Source organism: Komagataeibacter sp. NFXK3 (genome assembly GCF_054182245.1).
In genome coordinates, this window is sequence record NZ_JAPIVJ010000006.1 from 126,702 (window position 1) to 141,175 (window position 14,474).

10 protein-coding genes are annotated in these 14,474 nt (G+C 66.6%); 7 read left to right on the forward strand and 3 right to left on the reverse strand.

Going from position 1 to position 14,474, the window contains the following annotated elements:
• The first annotated feature begins 28 nt into the window (after positions 1-28).
• Entirely contained in the window at positions 29-2,923 is a 2,895-nt protein-coding gene (locus OQZ28_RS08615; protein WP_458135828.1) for a [protein-PII] uridylyltransferase, read from the forward strand.
• Here OQZ28_RS08615 and OQZ28_RS08620 read toward each other — a convergent pair.
• Entirely contained in the window at positions 2,894-4,879 is a 1,986-nt protein-coding gene (locus tag OQZ28_RS08620; protein WP_458135829.1) for a tetratricopeptide repeat protein, read from the reverse strand. The genes OQZ28_RS08615 and OQZ28_RS08620 overlap by 30 nt on opposite strands.
• A 185-nt stretch (positions 4,880-5,064) precedes the next feature.
• Between OQZ28_RS08620 and OQZ28_RS08625 the strand changes: the two genes are divergently transcribed.
• The 6 genes from OQZ28_RS08625 (at position 5,065) to OQZ28_RS08650 (ending at position 13,199) form a co-directional block, all read left to right on the forward strand.
• On the forward strand, positions 5,065-6,585 hold the full coding sequence (locus OQZ28_RS08625) for a carboxypeptidase M32 (protein ID WP_458135830.1): 1,521 nt from the start codon (positions 5,065-5,067) through the stop codon (positions 6,583-6,585).
• A gap of 192 nt (positions 6,586-6,777) precedes the next feature.
• Positions 6,778-7,920 carry an L-dopachrome tautomerase-related protein gene (locus OQZ28_RS08630; RefSeq protein ID WP_458135831.1) on the forward strand — a complete coding sequence of 381 codons (1,143 nt, stop codon included), beginning with the start codon at positions 6,778-6,780 and terminating at the stop codon, positions 7,918-7,920.
• A 76-nt stretch (positions 7,921-7,996) separates the two neighbouring features.
• A complete protein-coding gene (gene thrC / locus OQZ28_RS08635) occupies positions 7,997-9,397 on the forward strand; it encodes a threonine synthase (protein WP_458135832.1) in 1,401 nt (466 codons plus the stop codon).
• A 73-nt stretch (positions 9,398-9,470) separates the two neighbouring features.
• Positions 9,471-10,736, forward strand: a complete 1,266-nt coding sequence (locus OQZ28_RS08640; protein WP_458135833.1) for a M16 family metallopeptidase — start codon at positions 9,471-9,473, stop codon at positions 10,734-10,736.
• Positions 10,733-12,073, forward strand: coding sequence for a TldD/PmbA family protein (locus OQZ28_RS08645; protein WP_458135834.1), 1,341 nt, complete (start codon positions 10,733-10,735; stop codon positions 12,071-12,073). Before OQZ28_RS08640 ends, OQZ28_RS08645 begins: the two co-directional genes overlap by 4 nt.
• A gap of 154 nt (positions 12,074-12,227) precedes the next feature.
• Entirely contained in the window at positions 12,228-13,199 is a 972-nt protein-coding gene (locus OQZ28_RS08650; RefSeq protein WP_458135835.1) for a Tim44 domain-containing protein, read from the forward strand.
• Positions 13,200-13,338: 139 nt separating this feature from the next.
• Here OQZ28_RS08650 and OQZ28_RS08655 read toward each other — a convergent pair whose 3' ends face one another.
• Together OQZ28_RS08655 and OQZ28_RS08660 are read right to left on the reverse strand one after the other, a co-directional pair.
• The gene (locus OQZ28_RS08655; protein ID WP_165399083.1) at positions 13,339-13,485 is read right to left on the reverse strand and encodes a hypothetical protein; all 147 of its coding nucleotides are present in this window, start codon (positions 13,483-13,485) and stop codon (positions 13,339-13,341) included.
• A gap of 33 nt (positions 13,486-13,518) precedes the next feature.
• Complete coding sequence (locus OQZ28_RS08660; RefSeq protein ID WP_130730059.1) at positions 13,519-14,472, reverse strand: heme o synthase; 954 nt, start codon at positions 14,470-14,472, stop codon at positions 13,519-13,521.
• Positions 14,473-14,474 lie beyond the last annotated feature (2 nt).

Consider the following 14,474-nt stretch of genomic DNA (forward strand, 5'->3'; position numbering starts at 1 on the left):
GCCACTTACAGGACGCCATCCGCCCACGATGTCGAACGCTGCCCCCCTTCCCGCCTCCTCCGTCGAGGCGATGACCGACGCCCTTCATGCCGCCCTGTTCCCCACAAGGGAGCACGACGGCACGCACGCCCTTCCCCCGCGTGAGGAGGCGATCCGGCTGTTCCGCCGCCACCTGTCGCGCTACCAGGCGCATGTGCGCGAGGAATTCGAGCATCATCGCCTTGGGGGCGCTGAGGCAGGCAAGCTGCTCGCGGCCTATACCGATGGCATGATCCGGGTGCTCGGCGCCTACGCGCTGGCGCAGACCGGCATCGATTCGCACCATGAGGCCCCGTTCGCCATCGCGGCGACCGGCGGCTACGGGCGCGGGCTGCTCGCCCCGTTCAGCGATATCGACCTTTTGTTCCTCACCCCCGATGCGCAGGGCGAGGACATGCGCAGCTGCGTGGAATACATCCTGTATTTCCTGTGGGACCTCGGGCTGAAGGTGGGCCACGCCACCCGCACCATCAACGAGTGTATTGCTGAGGCGGAAGCCGACACCACGGTGCGCACCACCCTGCTCGACGCCCGCATCCTGACCGGCAGCGAATCGCTGTTCTCCATGTTCCAGGCCCGCTACATCGTGGCCTGCGTCAAATCCGGCGCCGATCGCTTCATTACCGACAAGCGTAAGGAGCGCGCCGCCCGCCACCAGCGCTTTGGCGACAGCCCCTACCTTGTCGAACCCAACGTGAAGGAAGGCCGCGGCGGCCTGCGCGACCTCCAGACACTGTACTGGATGTGCCGCTACACCTTTGGCACGCGGCATGTGTCCGACCTGCTGGCGCCGGGCTTCAGCGAGCTTGGGCTGCTGACCGAGCCCGAGGCCAAGCGCGCGCGCCGCGCATGGGACTTCCTGTGGCGGGTGCGCTTTCACCTGCATTACGTGTCCGGCCGGGCGGAAGAGCGCCTGACATTCGACGTGCAGCCCGTGGTTGGCGGGCGCATGGGCTATACGCGCCACGGGCGGCAGGTGGGGGTGGAGCGCTTCATGCGCCACTACTTCCTGACCGTGCGCGAGGTCATGCGCCTGACCCTGGTGCTCGAGCCCGCCGTGCTGCGCCAGGCCCTCGGCCCCGTGGCCAATGCGCCCGAGGCCGACAGCCAGATGCGCGATGCGGGCTTTACCGTGATTGACGGCCGCATCCTGCCCCAGCGCGGCACGTCGTTCGAGAATGAACCCATCCAGATGATGCGCCTGCTGGACTGGGCCAACAAGCGCAAGCTGCCCATCCACCCCATGGCCATGCACCAGCTCATCCGCTGGGAGCGCAAGGCCGCCAGCCTGCGTGGCGACCCCGAGACCGCCCGCATCTTCCTCGACCTGATGTGTGGCGCTCCCCCCGAGCGCCCGCAGCGCGCAGCGCGCGCGGAAGAGGAAAAGCCCGATGCCATCCCCAGCTTCCACCTGATGGATGAGGGGCGGCGCAAGGGCAACGCCTACTGGCTGCACATCCTCAACGAGACCGGGCTGATGGGCCGCCTGCTGCCCGACTGGTCGCGCGTGGTGGGGCAGATGCAGTTCGACACCTACCATGTGTTCACGGTTGACGAGCACATCATCGACGCGCTGCGCATCCTTGGCCGGGTCGAGCACGGCCAAAGGGCCGACGAGATTCCCGTAGCCTACGACCTGGCGCGCAACCTGCATTCACGCCGGGCGCTGTACGTGGCGGTGATGCTGCATGACATCGCCAAGGGGCGCGGGGGCGACCATTCGGAAATCGGCTCGCAGATCGCGCTGTATGTCTGCCCCGAACTGGGCATGGACAGCGAGGAGACGGAAACCGTGTCGTGGCTGGTGCTGCACCACCTGCTGCTCAGCCACACCGCCTTCCAGCGCGATATCGACGACCCCAAGACCATCCTTGACCTGGCCGACATCATCCAGTCGCCCGAGCGGCTGCGGCTGCTGCTTTTGCTGACCATCGTGGACATGCGCGCGGTTGGCCCGCGCGTGTGGAACGCCTGGAAGGCGACGCTGCTCAACGAGCTTTACATGCGCGTGGCCGAGGTGCTGGAGGGCAGCCTTGCCACCACCGAGCGCGACGTGCGCGTGGAGCGCGCCAAGGCCGCCACCGCCGGGTGGCTGGTGGAAGACGGCATGAACGAGGCCGACGTGCAGCACTTCATGGGGCTGGGCTATGGCAGTTACTGGCTGTCCTTCGATCACGACACCCATGCCCGCCATGCCCTGCTGATTGGCGAATCCGAGCGACTCCACTCCCCCCTTACGGTCGAGACCCAGCCCCTGCCCGCGCGTGGCGTGACCGAGGTGACCATCTACGCCGCAGACCATCCGGGCCTGTTCTCGCGCATTGCGGGCGCGGTGGCCATTGCAGGCGCCTCGATCGTGGATGCGCGCATTCACACCATGACCAACGGCATGGCGCTCGACACGCTGTGGATCCAGGATGCAGGCGGCGCTGCGTTTGAGGAACCGCAGCAGCTTGCCCGCCTGTCGCTGCTGATCGAGCAGGCGCTGACCGGGCAGATCAACATCAACCGCGAGATTGCGCAGTGTGGCCGTAGGATTGCAGGCCGGCGCATGCGCGCAATTCACGTGCCGCCGCGCGTGGTGATCGACAATCGCGCGTCAAACACCTGCACGGTGGTTGAAATCAACGGGCGCGACCGCCCCGGCCTGCTGCATGACGTGACCGCGGCGCTGAGCGAGCAGAAACTTCAGATCGCCTCCGCCCACATCACCACCTATGGCGTGCGGGCGGTGGACGTATTTTACGTCAAGGACCTGTTCGGGCTGAAAATTACCGACAAGGGCCGCCTCGACCGCCTGCGCGCGGCCCTGCTGTCGGGCCTGCAGGAGGCGGAAGCAGCAGCCCAGCGCCGGTCATCCGAGCTCGAATCCATTACAATCTGACCCCCTGCGCTGCCTGACCCAGCCCTGCAGGGCGGTCACGAGGCCCGCAATCACGGGCTGCCATGCCTGGCCAGGCGGCAGCAAGGCGGGCTGGCGCAGCACGCGCACGCTGTCATACCACTGGCTGGCAGGGGCTGGGCCGCCAGCACCCGGCACGGAAACGGGCGGGCAGATGCCCTGCCCCTGATCCGCGTCAAATGCGGCTGACCACCGCCAGTCCCCCCCGAACCGGCTGAGCAGCCAGACCGGGCAGCCCATGGCTCCTGCCAGATGGGCGGCCAGCGTATCAACGCTGATGACCAGATCCAGCGTGGCGATCAGGCGCGATGTTGCAAGCAGGTCCGCATCCGCCGCCAGTTCGTGCTGCATGAAAGCCGCGTCCTGCGCAGGATTACGACCGGGGCGCAGCGAGATGAACGTCACCCCCTCCACCTGCGCCAGCGCGGCCAGTGCTTCAGCCGCGATCGAGCGCCGTGCATCAAAACGATAGGCGGCATTGCCCGCATGGCACAGCCCGACCCGCAACGGCCCGGCATGGTTTTGCCGCCGCCACGCAGTCTGCCCCAGATAGGGCCGGAACGGGGCCACCGCACGCACGCCCAGCAGGGCGGGCAGGCTGAACAGGTCGCACTGGCAGGCCACGCCCTGACAGTCATTTTTATCGGGGGTGATAATTTCGATCGGGTGCGGCGTGTTTTCACCCACCGCCTGCCCCAGCGTGGCCGCCAGGCGGCGCAGGCCGGGCGGCACGTCGAGCACCACCGGCACGCGCGCTGCCGCAAGCCTCACATAGCGCAGGAAATGCACCGCATCGCCCAGCCCCTGCCCCATCGTGACCAGCAGCCTGCGCCCCGCAGGCAGCGCCTGGCCCTGCCAGCGCGGCAGGCGGTGCGCGGCAGGATGTGGCGGCATGAAGGCGAGGCGGGATTCCCACAGCGCCCAGCCCAGCGCCAGATCCCCTTCGGCCAGCCTTGCCACCCCCAGATTGAACCGCGCGCGCGACAGCGTGGCCGGATCGGGCGTGGGGCTGCGGGCAAGCAGATCCTCAAAGGCCGTGCCAGCCTGCGCATGCCGGCCGGATTCAAACAGGGCGGTGGCGTGGTTGAGGGCAATGCGGGCATCATCCGGCCGTGCGCGGCAGGCATCAGCCAGCACGGCCTGCGCCTTCGCCATCTCTCCCAGCGCCATCAGGGTCAGGCCAAGGTTGCTTGCCGTTTCGGGGGCGGGATCATGGCGCAGGGCCGCGCGCAGCATGGTGGCCGCCGGGCGCAGGCGGCCCGAGGCAAACAGCAGGGCGCCAAGGGTGGAGAGCGCCTGCCCGTCGCGCCCGTCATGGGCCAGTCGGCGGCGCAGCACGGCTTCGGCCTCTTCCCGGTGGTCGTGGGCCAGCAGCATGCCCACCAGTTCATGCACCGCCGTGCCATCATGCGGGGCATGCGCTGCCACATGGCGCATCTGGGCCAGCGCCGCCGCACCCCGCCCGCGCCGTTGCCAGAAACGCGCCTGCGCCACCCGCGCGGCCACGCCGCCCAACGCCACGGCCCGCGCATGGGCCGCCTCTGCCGCCGCGATATCGCCCGTGCGCTCCATGACCTCGGCCTGCGCCAGCATGATCGCGCCATCATCGGGGCGGCAGAGGCAGGCGGCCCGGATCGCGGCCCGCGCGGCGGCATGGTGCCCGCAGGCCAGCAGCGCGCGGGCCAGCACCTCATGATAATGCCCCAGATGGGGATGCCCCGGCGGCGCGACACACCGCGCCCGCCCGGCAAGGCTGATGGCGCGATCCGCCCGGCCAAGCGCCAGCGCAACACAGGCAAGGCCATGCAGAGCGTCAGGATCATCGGGCCAGAACCCCAGCATGGTGGCAAAACAGGCGCGGGCCCCCGCCATGTCGCCCGCCCGTAGCGCCACCTGCCCGCGTGCCAGCAGGCCCGTGCGCCCCGTCATCGCGTTCATGGCATGCGCTTTCCCTTGATTGCTGACAGGACTGGTTTGCATACAGGGCGGGAGGTTAAGGAATGGTTTGCAGGCGAAACCCGAACGCCGGGCGGCGTTTTTCCGAAGCTTTTTGAAAAAAGCTTCACCAAAAACTTTCTTATGTCTTACAGACTGGTGGGCATGATTTTTACGCAGGAGTGCGCATGAACATCCCGTCCCGCCCCACCGGCCAGCAGGCCTATGACATCCTGCGCCAGCGTTTTGCCCGCATGGGGCAGATCCGCAACGCACTCGGCATTCTGGGGTGGGACAAGGACACCATGATGCCCGCAGGCGCTGCCGACAGCCGCGCCGAGAGCATCGCCACCCTTGCCGTACTCTCGCACGAGCTCATGACCGCGCCCGACATGCCCGACCTGCTGGCCCGCGCCGAACCCGGCAAGGACGCCATGGCCACGGCCAACCTGGCCGAGATGCGCCGCCAGCACGCCCATGCCGCCGCCGTGCCCGGTGACCTGGTGGAGGCGACATCCCGCGCGGCCTCGCGCTGCGAGATGGCATGGCGCACCGCGCGGCAGGACAGCGATTTCGCCGGGCTCCTGCCCCACCTGCAAACCGTGCTGGACTGCACGCGCGCCGTCGCGGCCGCCAAGGCCGGGGCCCTCAACCTTTCCCCCTATGACGCCCTGCTTGACCAGTATGATGCAGGCACGCGGCAGGCGGATATCGACCCCGTCTTTGCCGAACTGGCCAGCGAACTGCCCCACCTGATCGCAACCGCGCTGGACCACCAGAAAAGCCTGCCTGCGCCCGTTGCCCCCACCGGCCCGTTCGCCGTGCCCGCGCAGGAAAAACTGGGCCGCGAAACCATGGCCGCCCTGGGCTTTGACATGCAGCGCGGGCGGCTGGATGTCAGCCTGCACCCGTTTTGCGGCGGGGCGGAGGATGACGTGCGCATCACCACCCGTTACGAGCAGGGTGACTGCATCAACGCGCTGATGGGCATCGTGCATGAAACCGGCCATGCCCTGTATGAGCAGGGCCTGCCGAAAGACTGGCGCGCCCAGCCCGTGGGCGAGGCGCGCGGCATGAGCCTGCATGAAAGCCAGTCCCTGCTGATGGAAATGCAGGTGGCCCGCAGCCGTCCCTTCATGGACTGGATGGCCCCGCGCCTGCGCACGGCCTTTGGCGGCAGCGGTAATGATGCACCGTGGGAGGCTGACAACCTGCACCGCCTTGTCACCCGCGTGCGGCCCGGCTTCATCCGCGTGGATGCCGATGAGGTGACCTATCCCGCCCATATCCTCGTGCGCTACGAGATGGAAACCGCGCTGATCGCGGGTACAATGAAGCTGGCCGACCTGCCCGAGGCCTTCAATGCCCGCATCCATGACCTGCTGGGCCTGAAAGTGCCCAATGACCGTCTGGGCTGCCTACAGGATATCCACTGGCCGTCCGGCTCGTGGGGGTATTTCCCCACCTATACGCTGGGCGCAATCATTGCAGCGCAGTTGCGCGAGGCCGCCATGCGCGACAACCCCGCCATCATGCCTGCCATCGCAAAGGGCGACTTCACGCCCCTGCTCGACTGGCTGCGCCCGCGCATCCATGCCCGTGGCAGCGGGGCCACCACAAAGGAGATCGTGCGCGACGCCACGGGGGCGGTGCCCAATACCGGTCCGTATCTGCGCCACCTGCGGCAGCGTTACTGCGCGCAGGTCTAAGCCCCTTGAATTCATAAAAGTCTTGGGTGCCGCCTTTTTTCAAAAAGGCGGCCTCTTTCGACGCTTTTTGAAAAAAGCTTCACTAAAAACTTTATCTGGCTTTCTCGGCACGCATCAGGTCAGGGCGGGCATGCCGCATCATGGCCTTGCCATTCGTCCCCGTTCGTGACGAGATAAGGCGCGATGCACGCCATGATCCCTACAGCCTTCCGCCGCCTGCGCCATGCGGGCTTTCTCCTTGCCTGCGGCGCCAGCCTGCTGGCCATGCTGCCCGCAGCCCATGCCGCCAAGCCCGCGCCGCCGCTCAACCCGCCCGCGGCACTGGAGGAGGTCGCATCCTCCTCCACCAGCGCATGGGACCGCGTGGTGGTGCTGCCCGATGGCAGGCTGCTGGTCGAACTGCCGCGCTGGGCAGGCAATTCCGGTCCGGGGCTTGCCGTGCTCGATGCCAGCGGCAACCCGCAGCCCTACCCCGACGCCACATGGAATGATCCTGCTGCCCCGGCCTCCTCGCGCCTTGTGGCACCGGCTGACATGCAGCTCCAGCCCGATGGCACGCTATGGGTGCTCGATAGTGGCCAGCCCGACCCCGCGGGCAGGCCGCTCGAGGGTGGCCCCAAGATCATCAAGCTCGATACAAAAGGCCAGCGCGTGCTCCAGACCTGGCCGCTCAACCCCGACATGCTGCGCGCGGGCAGCTATGCCGCCACCATGCGCGTGGCGCGTGGCCATGCCTTTGTGGGCGACGCCGGGGTTCCGGCCATGATCGTGATCCAGCTCGAAACCAACATCCAGCGCCGCCTGATGGAGCATACGCCTGCGCTGACCGCCCACCAGCCCATTACGGTGGAGGGCAAGGTGGCGACCAACCCGGCAGGCCACACCGCCATTGTCAATATCAGCCAGATGGATATCAGCGCCGATGGGCAGTGGCTGTATTTCGAGCCGCTCTGCGGCCCGGTCTACAAGCTCGATACCGACCTGCTGGTCGACCCCGACGTCACCCCCATCGAACTCGAGGAAGGGCCGACGCTGTGGTACAAGACGCCCCCCCTCGGCGGCATTACCGTGGGGCCGGATGGCACGCTGTATTTCAATGATGTCTCGACCGGCAGCATCTTCCGCCTGATGCCCGACCGGGTGTACCAGAAAATCGTGACCGACCCGCGCCTGCACTGGCCCGCAGGCTCGTTTGCCACGAAGGACGGCCAGCTTTACGTGCCCGCCGCCCAGCTTGACCGCACGGCCCCGCTCAATGGCGGCGCCAATGCCATACAGTGGCCGGTGCATATCTACCGCATAAATGTAGGCCACCTGCCCCCGCCGAAATTCTGACACACCGCCAGCGGAATCGCCCGCACGGGGCCTGCGCCCCCTTCGCGCGGGGGGCGGTTGGGATTATGATGGCGCCATGCGCTATATTTCTACCCGGGGGCAAGCCCCCGTCCGCGATTTTTCGTCCGTTCTGCTGGCGGGGCTGGCAGAGGACGGTGGCCTGTACCTGCCGGAAAGCTGGCCCGAGCTTTCGGTCGATGACTGGCGCGGCCTGCGTGGCCTGCCCTACCCGGAGCTTGCGGCCCGCATCATCGCCCCCTTCGCCGAAGGGTCGATTACGCACGATGTGCTGCTGAAGCTGTGCCGCGAGGCCTATAGCCGATTCGATCACCCCGCCATCGTGCCGCTGACACAGGTGGAAGACGGGCTGTTCGTGCAGGAACTGTTCCACGGCCCGACGCTGGCCTTCAAGGACATGGCCATGCAGCTGCTTGGCCGCCTGTTCGACCACGTGCTGACCGAGCGTGACGAGAAAGTGACCATCGTGGGTGCGACCTCGGGTGATACCGGCTCGGCCGCCATCGAGGCCTGCCGGGGCCGCGAGCGCCTGCGCGTGGTCATCCTCCACCCCGAGGGCCGCACATCGGAGGTGCAGCGCCGGCAGATGACCACCGTGCTGGAACCCAACGTGACCAACCTTGCGGTCAAGGGCACGTTTGATGACTGCCAGGACCTGGTCAAGGCGATGTTCGCCGACCTGCCCTTCCGCACGGATATGAGCCTCTCGGCGGTCAACTCCATCAACTGGGCGCGCATTGCAGCGCAGGTGCCCTATTACGTCTATGCCGCCCTCGCCCTTGGCGCACCCGACCGCGAGGTGTCGTTCGCGGTGCCCACCGGCAATTTCGGCAACGTGCTGGCAGCCTGGGTGGCCCGCCGCATGGGCCTGCCCATCCGCGCGCTGTGCGTGGGCTCCAACCGCAACGACATCCTGAGCCGCTTCCTCAATGAGAACGACATGAGCATCCACGGCGTGGTGCCCAGCCTGTCGCCCTCGATGGATATCCAGGTGTCTTCCAACTTCGAGCGCCTTCTGTTCGAACTGCTCGACCGCGACGCCGCGGCCTGCGCGCGCATCATGACCGATTTCCGCAAGACCGGCGTGATGAAGGTCGCAACCCCCGTGTGGGACCGCGCCAATGCCCTGTTCCACGGCATGGCGCTCGATGATGACGCGACGGCAGCCGAAATCCGCACGCTCAACACGCGCAGCCACTACCTGGCCGACCCGCACACCGCCATCGGCATTGCGGCGGGCCGCGCCTTCCGTGAGCCGGGCATTCCCATGGTGGCCATGTCCACCGCGCACCCGGCCAAGTTCCCCGATGCGATGGCGAAGGCCACCGGCATCCGCCCGGCCCTGCCCGACTCGCTTGCCGACCTGTATGACCGGCCCGAGCGCTACACCGTGGTGCCTGCCGATCTGGGCGTGATCGAGGACAAGGTGCGCGCGGCGGTCCTGACCAACGCGCCCTGAGCCTTTCCCCCATCCATCTTACGTAAACAAGGGGTTGCTGGCGCCAAGGCGCCACGCCGCCCGCAGGACCAGCATGACCGACCTGATCAATGTGACCCGACTGGACTCCGGCCTGACCATCGTGACCGAACGGATGGACAGGGTGGAAACCATCTCGCTCGGGGCGTATGTCGCCGCGGGCACCTGTAACGAGAGTGCGGCGGAGAACGGGGTTTCCCATTTTCTCGAGCACATGGCCTTCAAGGGCACGGGCACCCGCACCGCCGTGGGCATCGCGGAGGAAATCGAGAACGTGGGCGGCCACATCAACGCCTACACCGCGCGCGAGCACACGGCCTATTACGTCAAGCTGCTCAAGGAAAACCTTGATCTGGGTGCGGACATCATCGGTGATATCCTGACCCATAGCAGCCTCGCACCCGATGAACTCGAGCGCGAGCGCGGCGTGATCCTGCAGGAAATCGGCCAGGCCAACGACACGCCGGACGACATCGTGTTCGACCATTTCCAGGAAACCGCCTTTCCCGACCAGCCGATGGGCCGCCCCACGCTGGGCAGGGAAGCGGGCATCGAGTCCATGGCGCGCGAAACGCTGGTCAACTACATGGGCACCCATTACCGGGCGGGCAACACCATCGTGGCGGCGGCGGGCAACCTCGAGCATGGCCGCGTGGTCGACCTTGTGCAGAAGCACTTTGCCGACCTGCCCACCGGCACCGTGCCGCCGCAGCCCGGCGTGAACTACGTGGGCGGGTCGTTCGTGCAGGAGCGTGAACTCGACCAGGCGCATATCGTGCTCGGCTTTCCCTCCATGCCGTATGGCGACCCGGATTATTACCCGGCCCTGCTGCTCTCCACGCTGCTCGGCGGTGGCATGTCCTCGCGCCTGTTCCAGGAAATCCGTGAAAAGCGCGGGCTGGTCTATTCGGTCTATTCCTTCAACGCGCCGTTCCGCCAGGGCGGGCTGTTCGGCATCTATGCCGGCACGGGCGAGGCACAGGTGGCCGATCTGGTTCCGGTCACGCTGGAGGAACTGCGCAAGGTGCGCCACACCGTCAATGCCAGCGAGCTTGCGCGCGCACGCGCCCAGCTCAAATCCTCGCTGCTCATGTCGCTGGAGAGCACGGGCAGCCGCTGCGAGCAGCTTGCCCGCCAGTTGCAGGTGTTTGGCCGCCTGATCCCCACCACCGAGACCGTGGGCAAGATCGACGCCGTCACCATAGAAGACGTGCAGCGTGTCGCCACCCGCATCTTCAGCGGCAGGCCCACCCTGGCCTCGCTCGGGCCGGTCAGCCACCTGCCTTCGCTTGACAGCATTACGGGAGCGCTCGCGGCATGAATGCCAGTCCCCTCGACCTGATCGCTGACCTCATCGGCCGCGCCCGCACGGCAGGGGCCGATGCGGCAGATGCCATATACGTCAACCGCGTGGCCCATGGCGTGCAGGTGCGCAATGGCTGCACGGAAGACCTCGAGCGCTCCGAAACGTGCGACCTGGGCTTACGGGTGTTCGTAGGCCAGCGCGCGGCCATCGTCTCGGCCACCGCACTCGACCCCGAACGCTTCGACACGCTGGCCGCCCGCGCGGTGGCCATGGCCCGCGTGGTGCCCGAGGACCGTTTTGCCGGGCTGTGCGAACAGGCGCAGCACGGTTTTGTCGATGCCGCGGGCCTCGACCTGTTCGACCCCGCCACCCCCAGCACCACCGACCTCATGGCCCGCGCCCGCACGGCGGAGGAAGCGGCCCTTGCGGTGGCTGGCGTGTCGAACAGCAACGGGGCCTCGGCCAGTTCCGGCCTGTCGGACATCATCCTCATGACATCGGCTGGTTTTTCGGGCCGCTATGCCCGCACCAGCCATTCGGTCTCGACCAGCGTGGTGGCGGGATCGGGCACGCACATGCAGCGTGATTACGACTACCATTCAACCGTGCATCTGGCCGACCTTGAGGATGCCGCCGTGATCGGCCGCCGCGCGGGCGAGCGCACGGTGGCCCGCCTCAACCCGGTGCGCCCGCGCACGGGGCGGCTGCCCATCGTGCTCGACCCGCGCGTTTCCACCTCGCTGCTCGGGCACCTTTCGGGGGCGATCAATGGCATTTCGATCGCGCGCGGCACCTCCTTCCTCAAGGAGAAGATGGGCCAGCAGATCATGCCCACGGGCATCACCATCATTGACGACCCAAGGCGGGTGCGTGGCCCCGGCGCGCGCCCGTTTGATGGCGAGGGCATGCTGACCGCCACCCGCACGCTGGTGGAAAATGGCGTGCTGAAAACCTGGGCGCTTGATTCGCGCTCCGCCCGCCAGCTTGGCCTCCCCCCCAATGGCTGCGCCAGCCGGGGCACGTCCGGGCCGCCCGCGCCCTCGCTGGGCAACATGCACATGCAGCCCGGCACGCTCACGCCCACCGAACTGATGGCCGATATTGCCGAGGGCATCTACATCACCGAGATGATGGGCTCGGCCATCAACGGCATTACCGGTGATTACAGCCGTGGCGCCGCGGGCTTCATGATCCGGGATGGCGTGCTGGCCGAGCCGGTGGCTGAACTGACCGTGGCTGGCAACCTCAACGACATGTTCGCCCGCCTTGTTGTGGCAAATGACCTGACCTTCCGCCAGTCCACCAACGCGCCGACCATCCGCATTGATGACATGGTGATTGCCGGGGCGTGATCGTTGCCTTTCCGTGATTTCATGTTTCTGTAAGCCCGTTGCCCCTGTTATGGGGGCGCGGGCTTACTTATATCTGGTCAAAGGTGGCCCGATCTCATGCAGGCTGCATGGATAATGATGGTTCCGATACAGGATTGCAGATACCCTGACCCAGATGAAACAGAATTCCTCGCGCCTGATGCCGCGTAAAAGCATCATCCTCGCCGCTGGCGCGGCCCTGAGCATGCTCTCCCTCGTGGCGCACCCCGACGTGGCGGATGCCCGCGCGGGTGGCGGCATGTCGATGGGCAGCCGTGGCTCGCGTACCTACAGCGCCCCCGCTCCCTCACAGACCGCCCCGTTTGGCGCAACACCCTTCCAGCGCACCATGACACCACGCCAGGAGGCGCCCGGCTATGGCGCGCGGGCCCCGTATGGTGCCGGTGCAGGCATGGCCATGGCGCGGCCCCGCCACCCGTTCATGAGCGGGTTCATGGGCGGGCTGATCGGTGCCGGGCTGTTTGGCATGGTGTTTGGCCATGGCATGTTCAGTTCGGGCATGGGCGGCGGCGGCTTCCTTGGCCTGCTGATCCAGCTGGCGCTGATCTTCTTCCTGGTGCGGTGGGCAATCCGCCGTTTTAGCAACAGGGCTGGTGGCACTGGCGGGCCCGTCGCAAGCCCCTTTGGCGCCACAGGGCCCGCCGCCCCGCAACAGGGCGGCCCGCAGAGTGTGGGTGTGGCCATCACGGCAGCCGACTACCAGGCCTTCCAGCAGGCGGTGATCAATATCCAGACCGCCTGGAGCCAGCAGAACGTGGACGCGATGCGCCACATGGCCACGCCGGAGATGGTGTCCTACTTCAACAACCAGTTGACCGAGCTTGCCAGCCGGGGCGTGCGCAACGTGGTGTCCGACGTGCATTTCGAGCGGGGCGACCTGGTGGAAAGCTGGCGTGAAAACGGGGCCGACTACGCCACCGTGGCCATGCAGTATTCCATGATCGACATCACCACCGACATGACGGGCCGCGTGCTTGAGGGCGATCCTTCAAACCGCACCACCGTAACGGAACTGTGGACCTTCGTGCGCGCGGCAGGTCTCGGCACATGGCTGCTTTCGGCCATTCAGCAGACACCGCGCCGCTGATACCAGCCCTACTGAAAAAGGCCTGCATCGTATGATGCAGGCCTTTTTTATGTGCGGCGCACGGTAAACCAATCCCCGCATGCCAGCTCTTTTCAAAGCTTTTGAAAAAGCTTCACCAAAAAATTTTACACTGTTCCCTTTATAAGGGGGCGAGGCTGAGCGCGTAGAGGATCAACGCCAGCGCCGAGAGCGTAACGGCCACGGCCTTGATCCGCCCCCTGTGCCGGCGCAGAGCCTCCTGCGCTTCCTGCTGCGGGCTTACCTGCGCGGTTGCTACTGGCTCCATAAGCCTGATCTCCCGTATGTGAAAACAGCCCGCTCAGTGGGCAATGAAGGCATGGTCGGCCAGCAGGCCAAGGAACAGAAAAAACAGGTAGGCCAGCGAATAGCGGAAAGAGCGGCGCGCCGGGCCATCGCCTGTCAGGCTCACCCCGTTGGCATCCTGCCTGTCCCGCAGCACGCCTATGGCGCACAGGATGAAGCCCGCGCCAAGCACGCTGGCCACGACCGTGTACAGCCAGCCCGCAAGGTGCATGAAAGACGGCACCAGCGAGACGACCGTGAGGATGATGGTGTACCACAGGATCTGCCAACGCGTATGCCGCGCACCCCTGACCACGGGCAGCATGGGAATGCCCGCCCGCCCGTAATCCTTGCACGCGTAAAGCGACAGCGACCAGAAATGCGGCGGTGTCCACAAGAAGATGATGCCGAACATGACCACCGGCATGATGGCCATCGACCCCGTGGCTGCAGCCCAGCCGATCATGGGCGGAAAGGCGCCGGCGGCTCCCCCGATAACGATATTCTGCGGCGTCGAGCGCTTGAGCCACATCGTGTAGATCACGGCATAGAAGAAGATGGAAAACGCGAGGATGCCCGCCGCCAGCGCATTGGTGGCCAGCCATAGCAGGATGACCGACGCCACCGAAAGGCCGATGCCATAGCCCAGCGCCGCATCCGGCGCGATCCGCCCATCAGGGATGGGGCGGGTGACGGTGCGCTTCATCACCGCATCAATGTCGCGGTCATACCACATGTTGATCGCGCCCGCGGCACCCGAGGCCATGCACACACACAGGATGCTGACAGCAGCCACCAGCGGGTTGATTGGCCCCGGCGCCATGGCCAGGCCGGCCGCCCCCGTAAACACTACCAGCGAGATGACACGCGGCTTGAGCAGCAGCAGCCAGTCACGCGCCAGCGTGCCGACGCGGCTGGAATCATAGGCAAGGCCAGCTTCACTGGCCGGATTGGTTACGGTGCCGCTCATGG

Bases quoted from the DNA above. Each gene is read 5' to 3' on its own strand.
- OQZ28_RS08615 (WP_458135828.1), top strand. From the start codon at position 29: ATGTCGAACGCTGCCCCCCTTCCCGCCTCCTCCGTCGAGGCGATGACC.
- OQZ28_RS08620 (WP_458135829.1), bottom strand. From the start codon at position 4,879: ATGAACGCGATGACGGGGCGCACGGGCCTGCTGGCACGCGGGCAGGTG.
- OQZ28_RS08625 (WP_458135830.1), top strand. From the start codon at position 5,065: ATGAACATCCCGTCCCGCCCCACCGGCCAGCAGGCCTATGACATCCTG.
- OQZ28_RS08630 (WP_458135831.1), top strand. From the start codon at position 6,778: ATGATCCCTACAGCCTTCCGCCGCCTGCGCCATGCGGGCTTTCTCCTT.
- thrC (WP_458135832.1), top strand. From the start codon at position 7,997: ATGCGCTATATTTCTACCCGGGGGCAAGCCCCCGTCCGCGATTTTTCG.
- OQZ28_RS08640 (WP_458135833.1), top strand. From the start codon at position 9,471: ATGACCGACCTGATCAATGTGACCCGACTGGACTCCGGCCTGACCATC.
- OQZ28_RS08645 (WP_458135834.1), top strand. From the start codon at position 10,733: ATGAATGCCAGTCCCCTCGACCTGATCGCTGACCTCATCGGCCGCGCC.
- OQZ28_RS08650 (WP_458135835.1), top strand. From the start codon at position 12,228: ATGAAACAGAATTCCTCGCGCCTGATGCCGCGTAAAAGCATCATCCTC.
- OQZ28_RS08655 (WP_165399083.1), bottom strand. From the start codon at position 13,485: ATGGAGCCAGTAGCAACCGCGCAGGTAAGCCCGCAGCAGGAAGCGCAG.
- OQZ28_RS08660 (WP_130730059.1), bottom strand. From the start codon at position 14,472: ATGAGCGGCACCGTAACCAATCCGGCCAGTGAAGCTGGCCTTGCCTAT.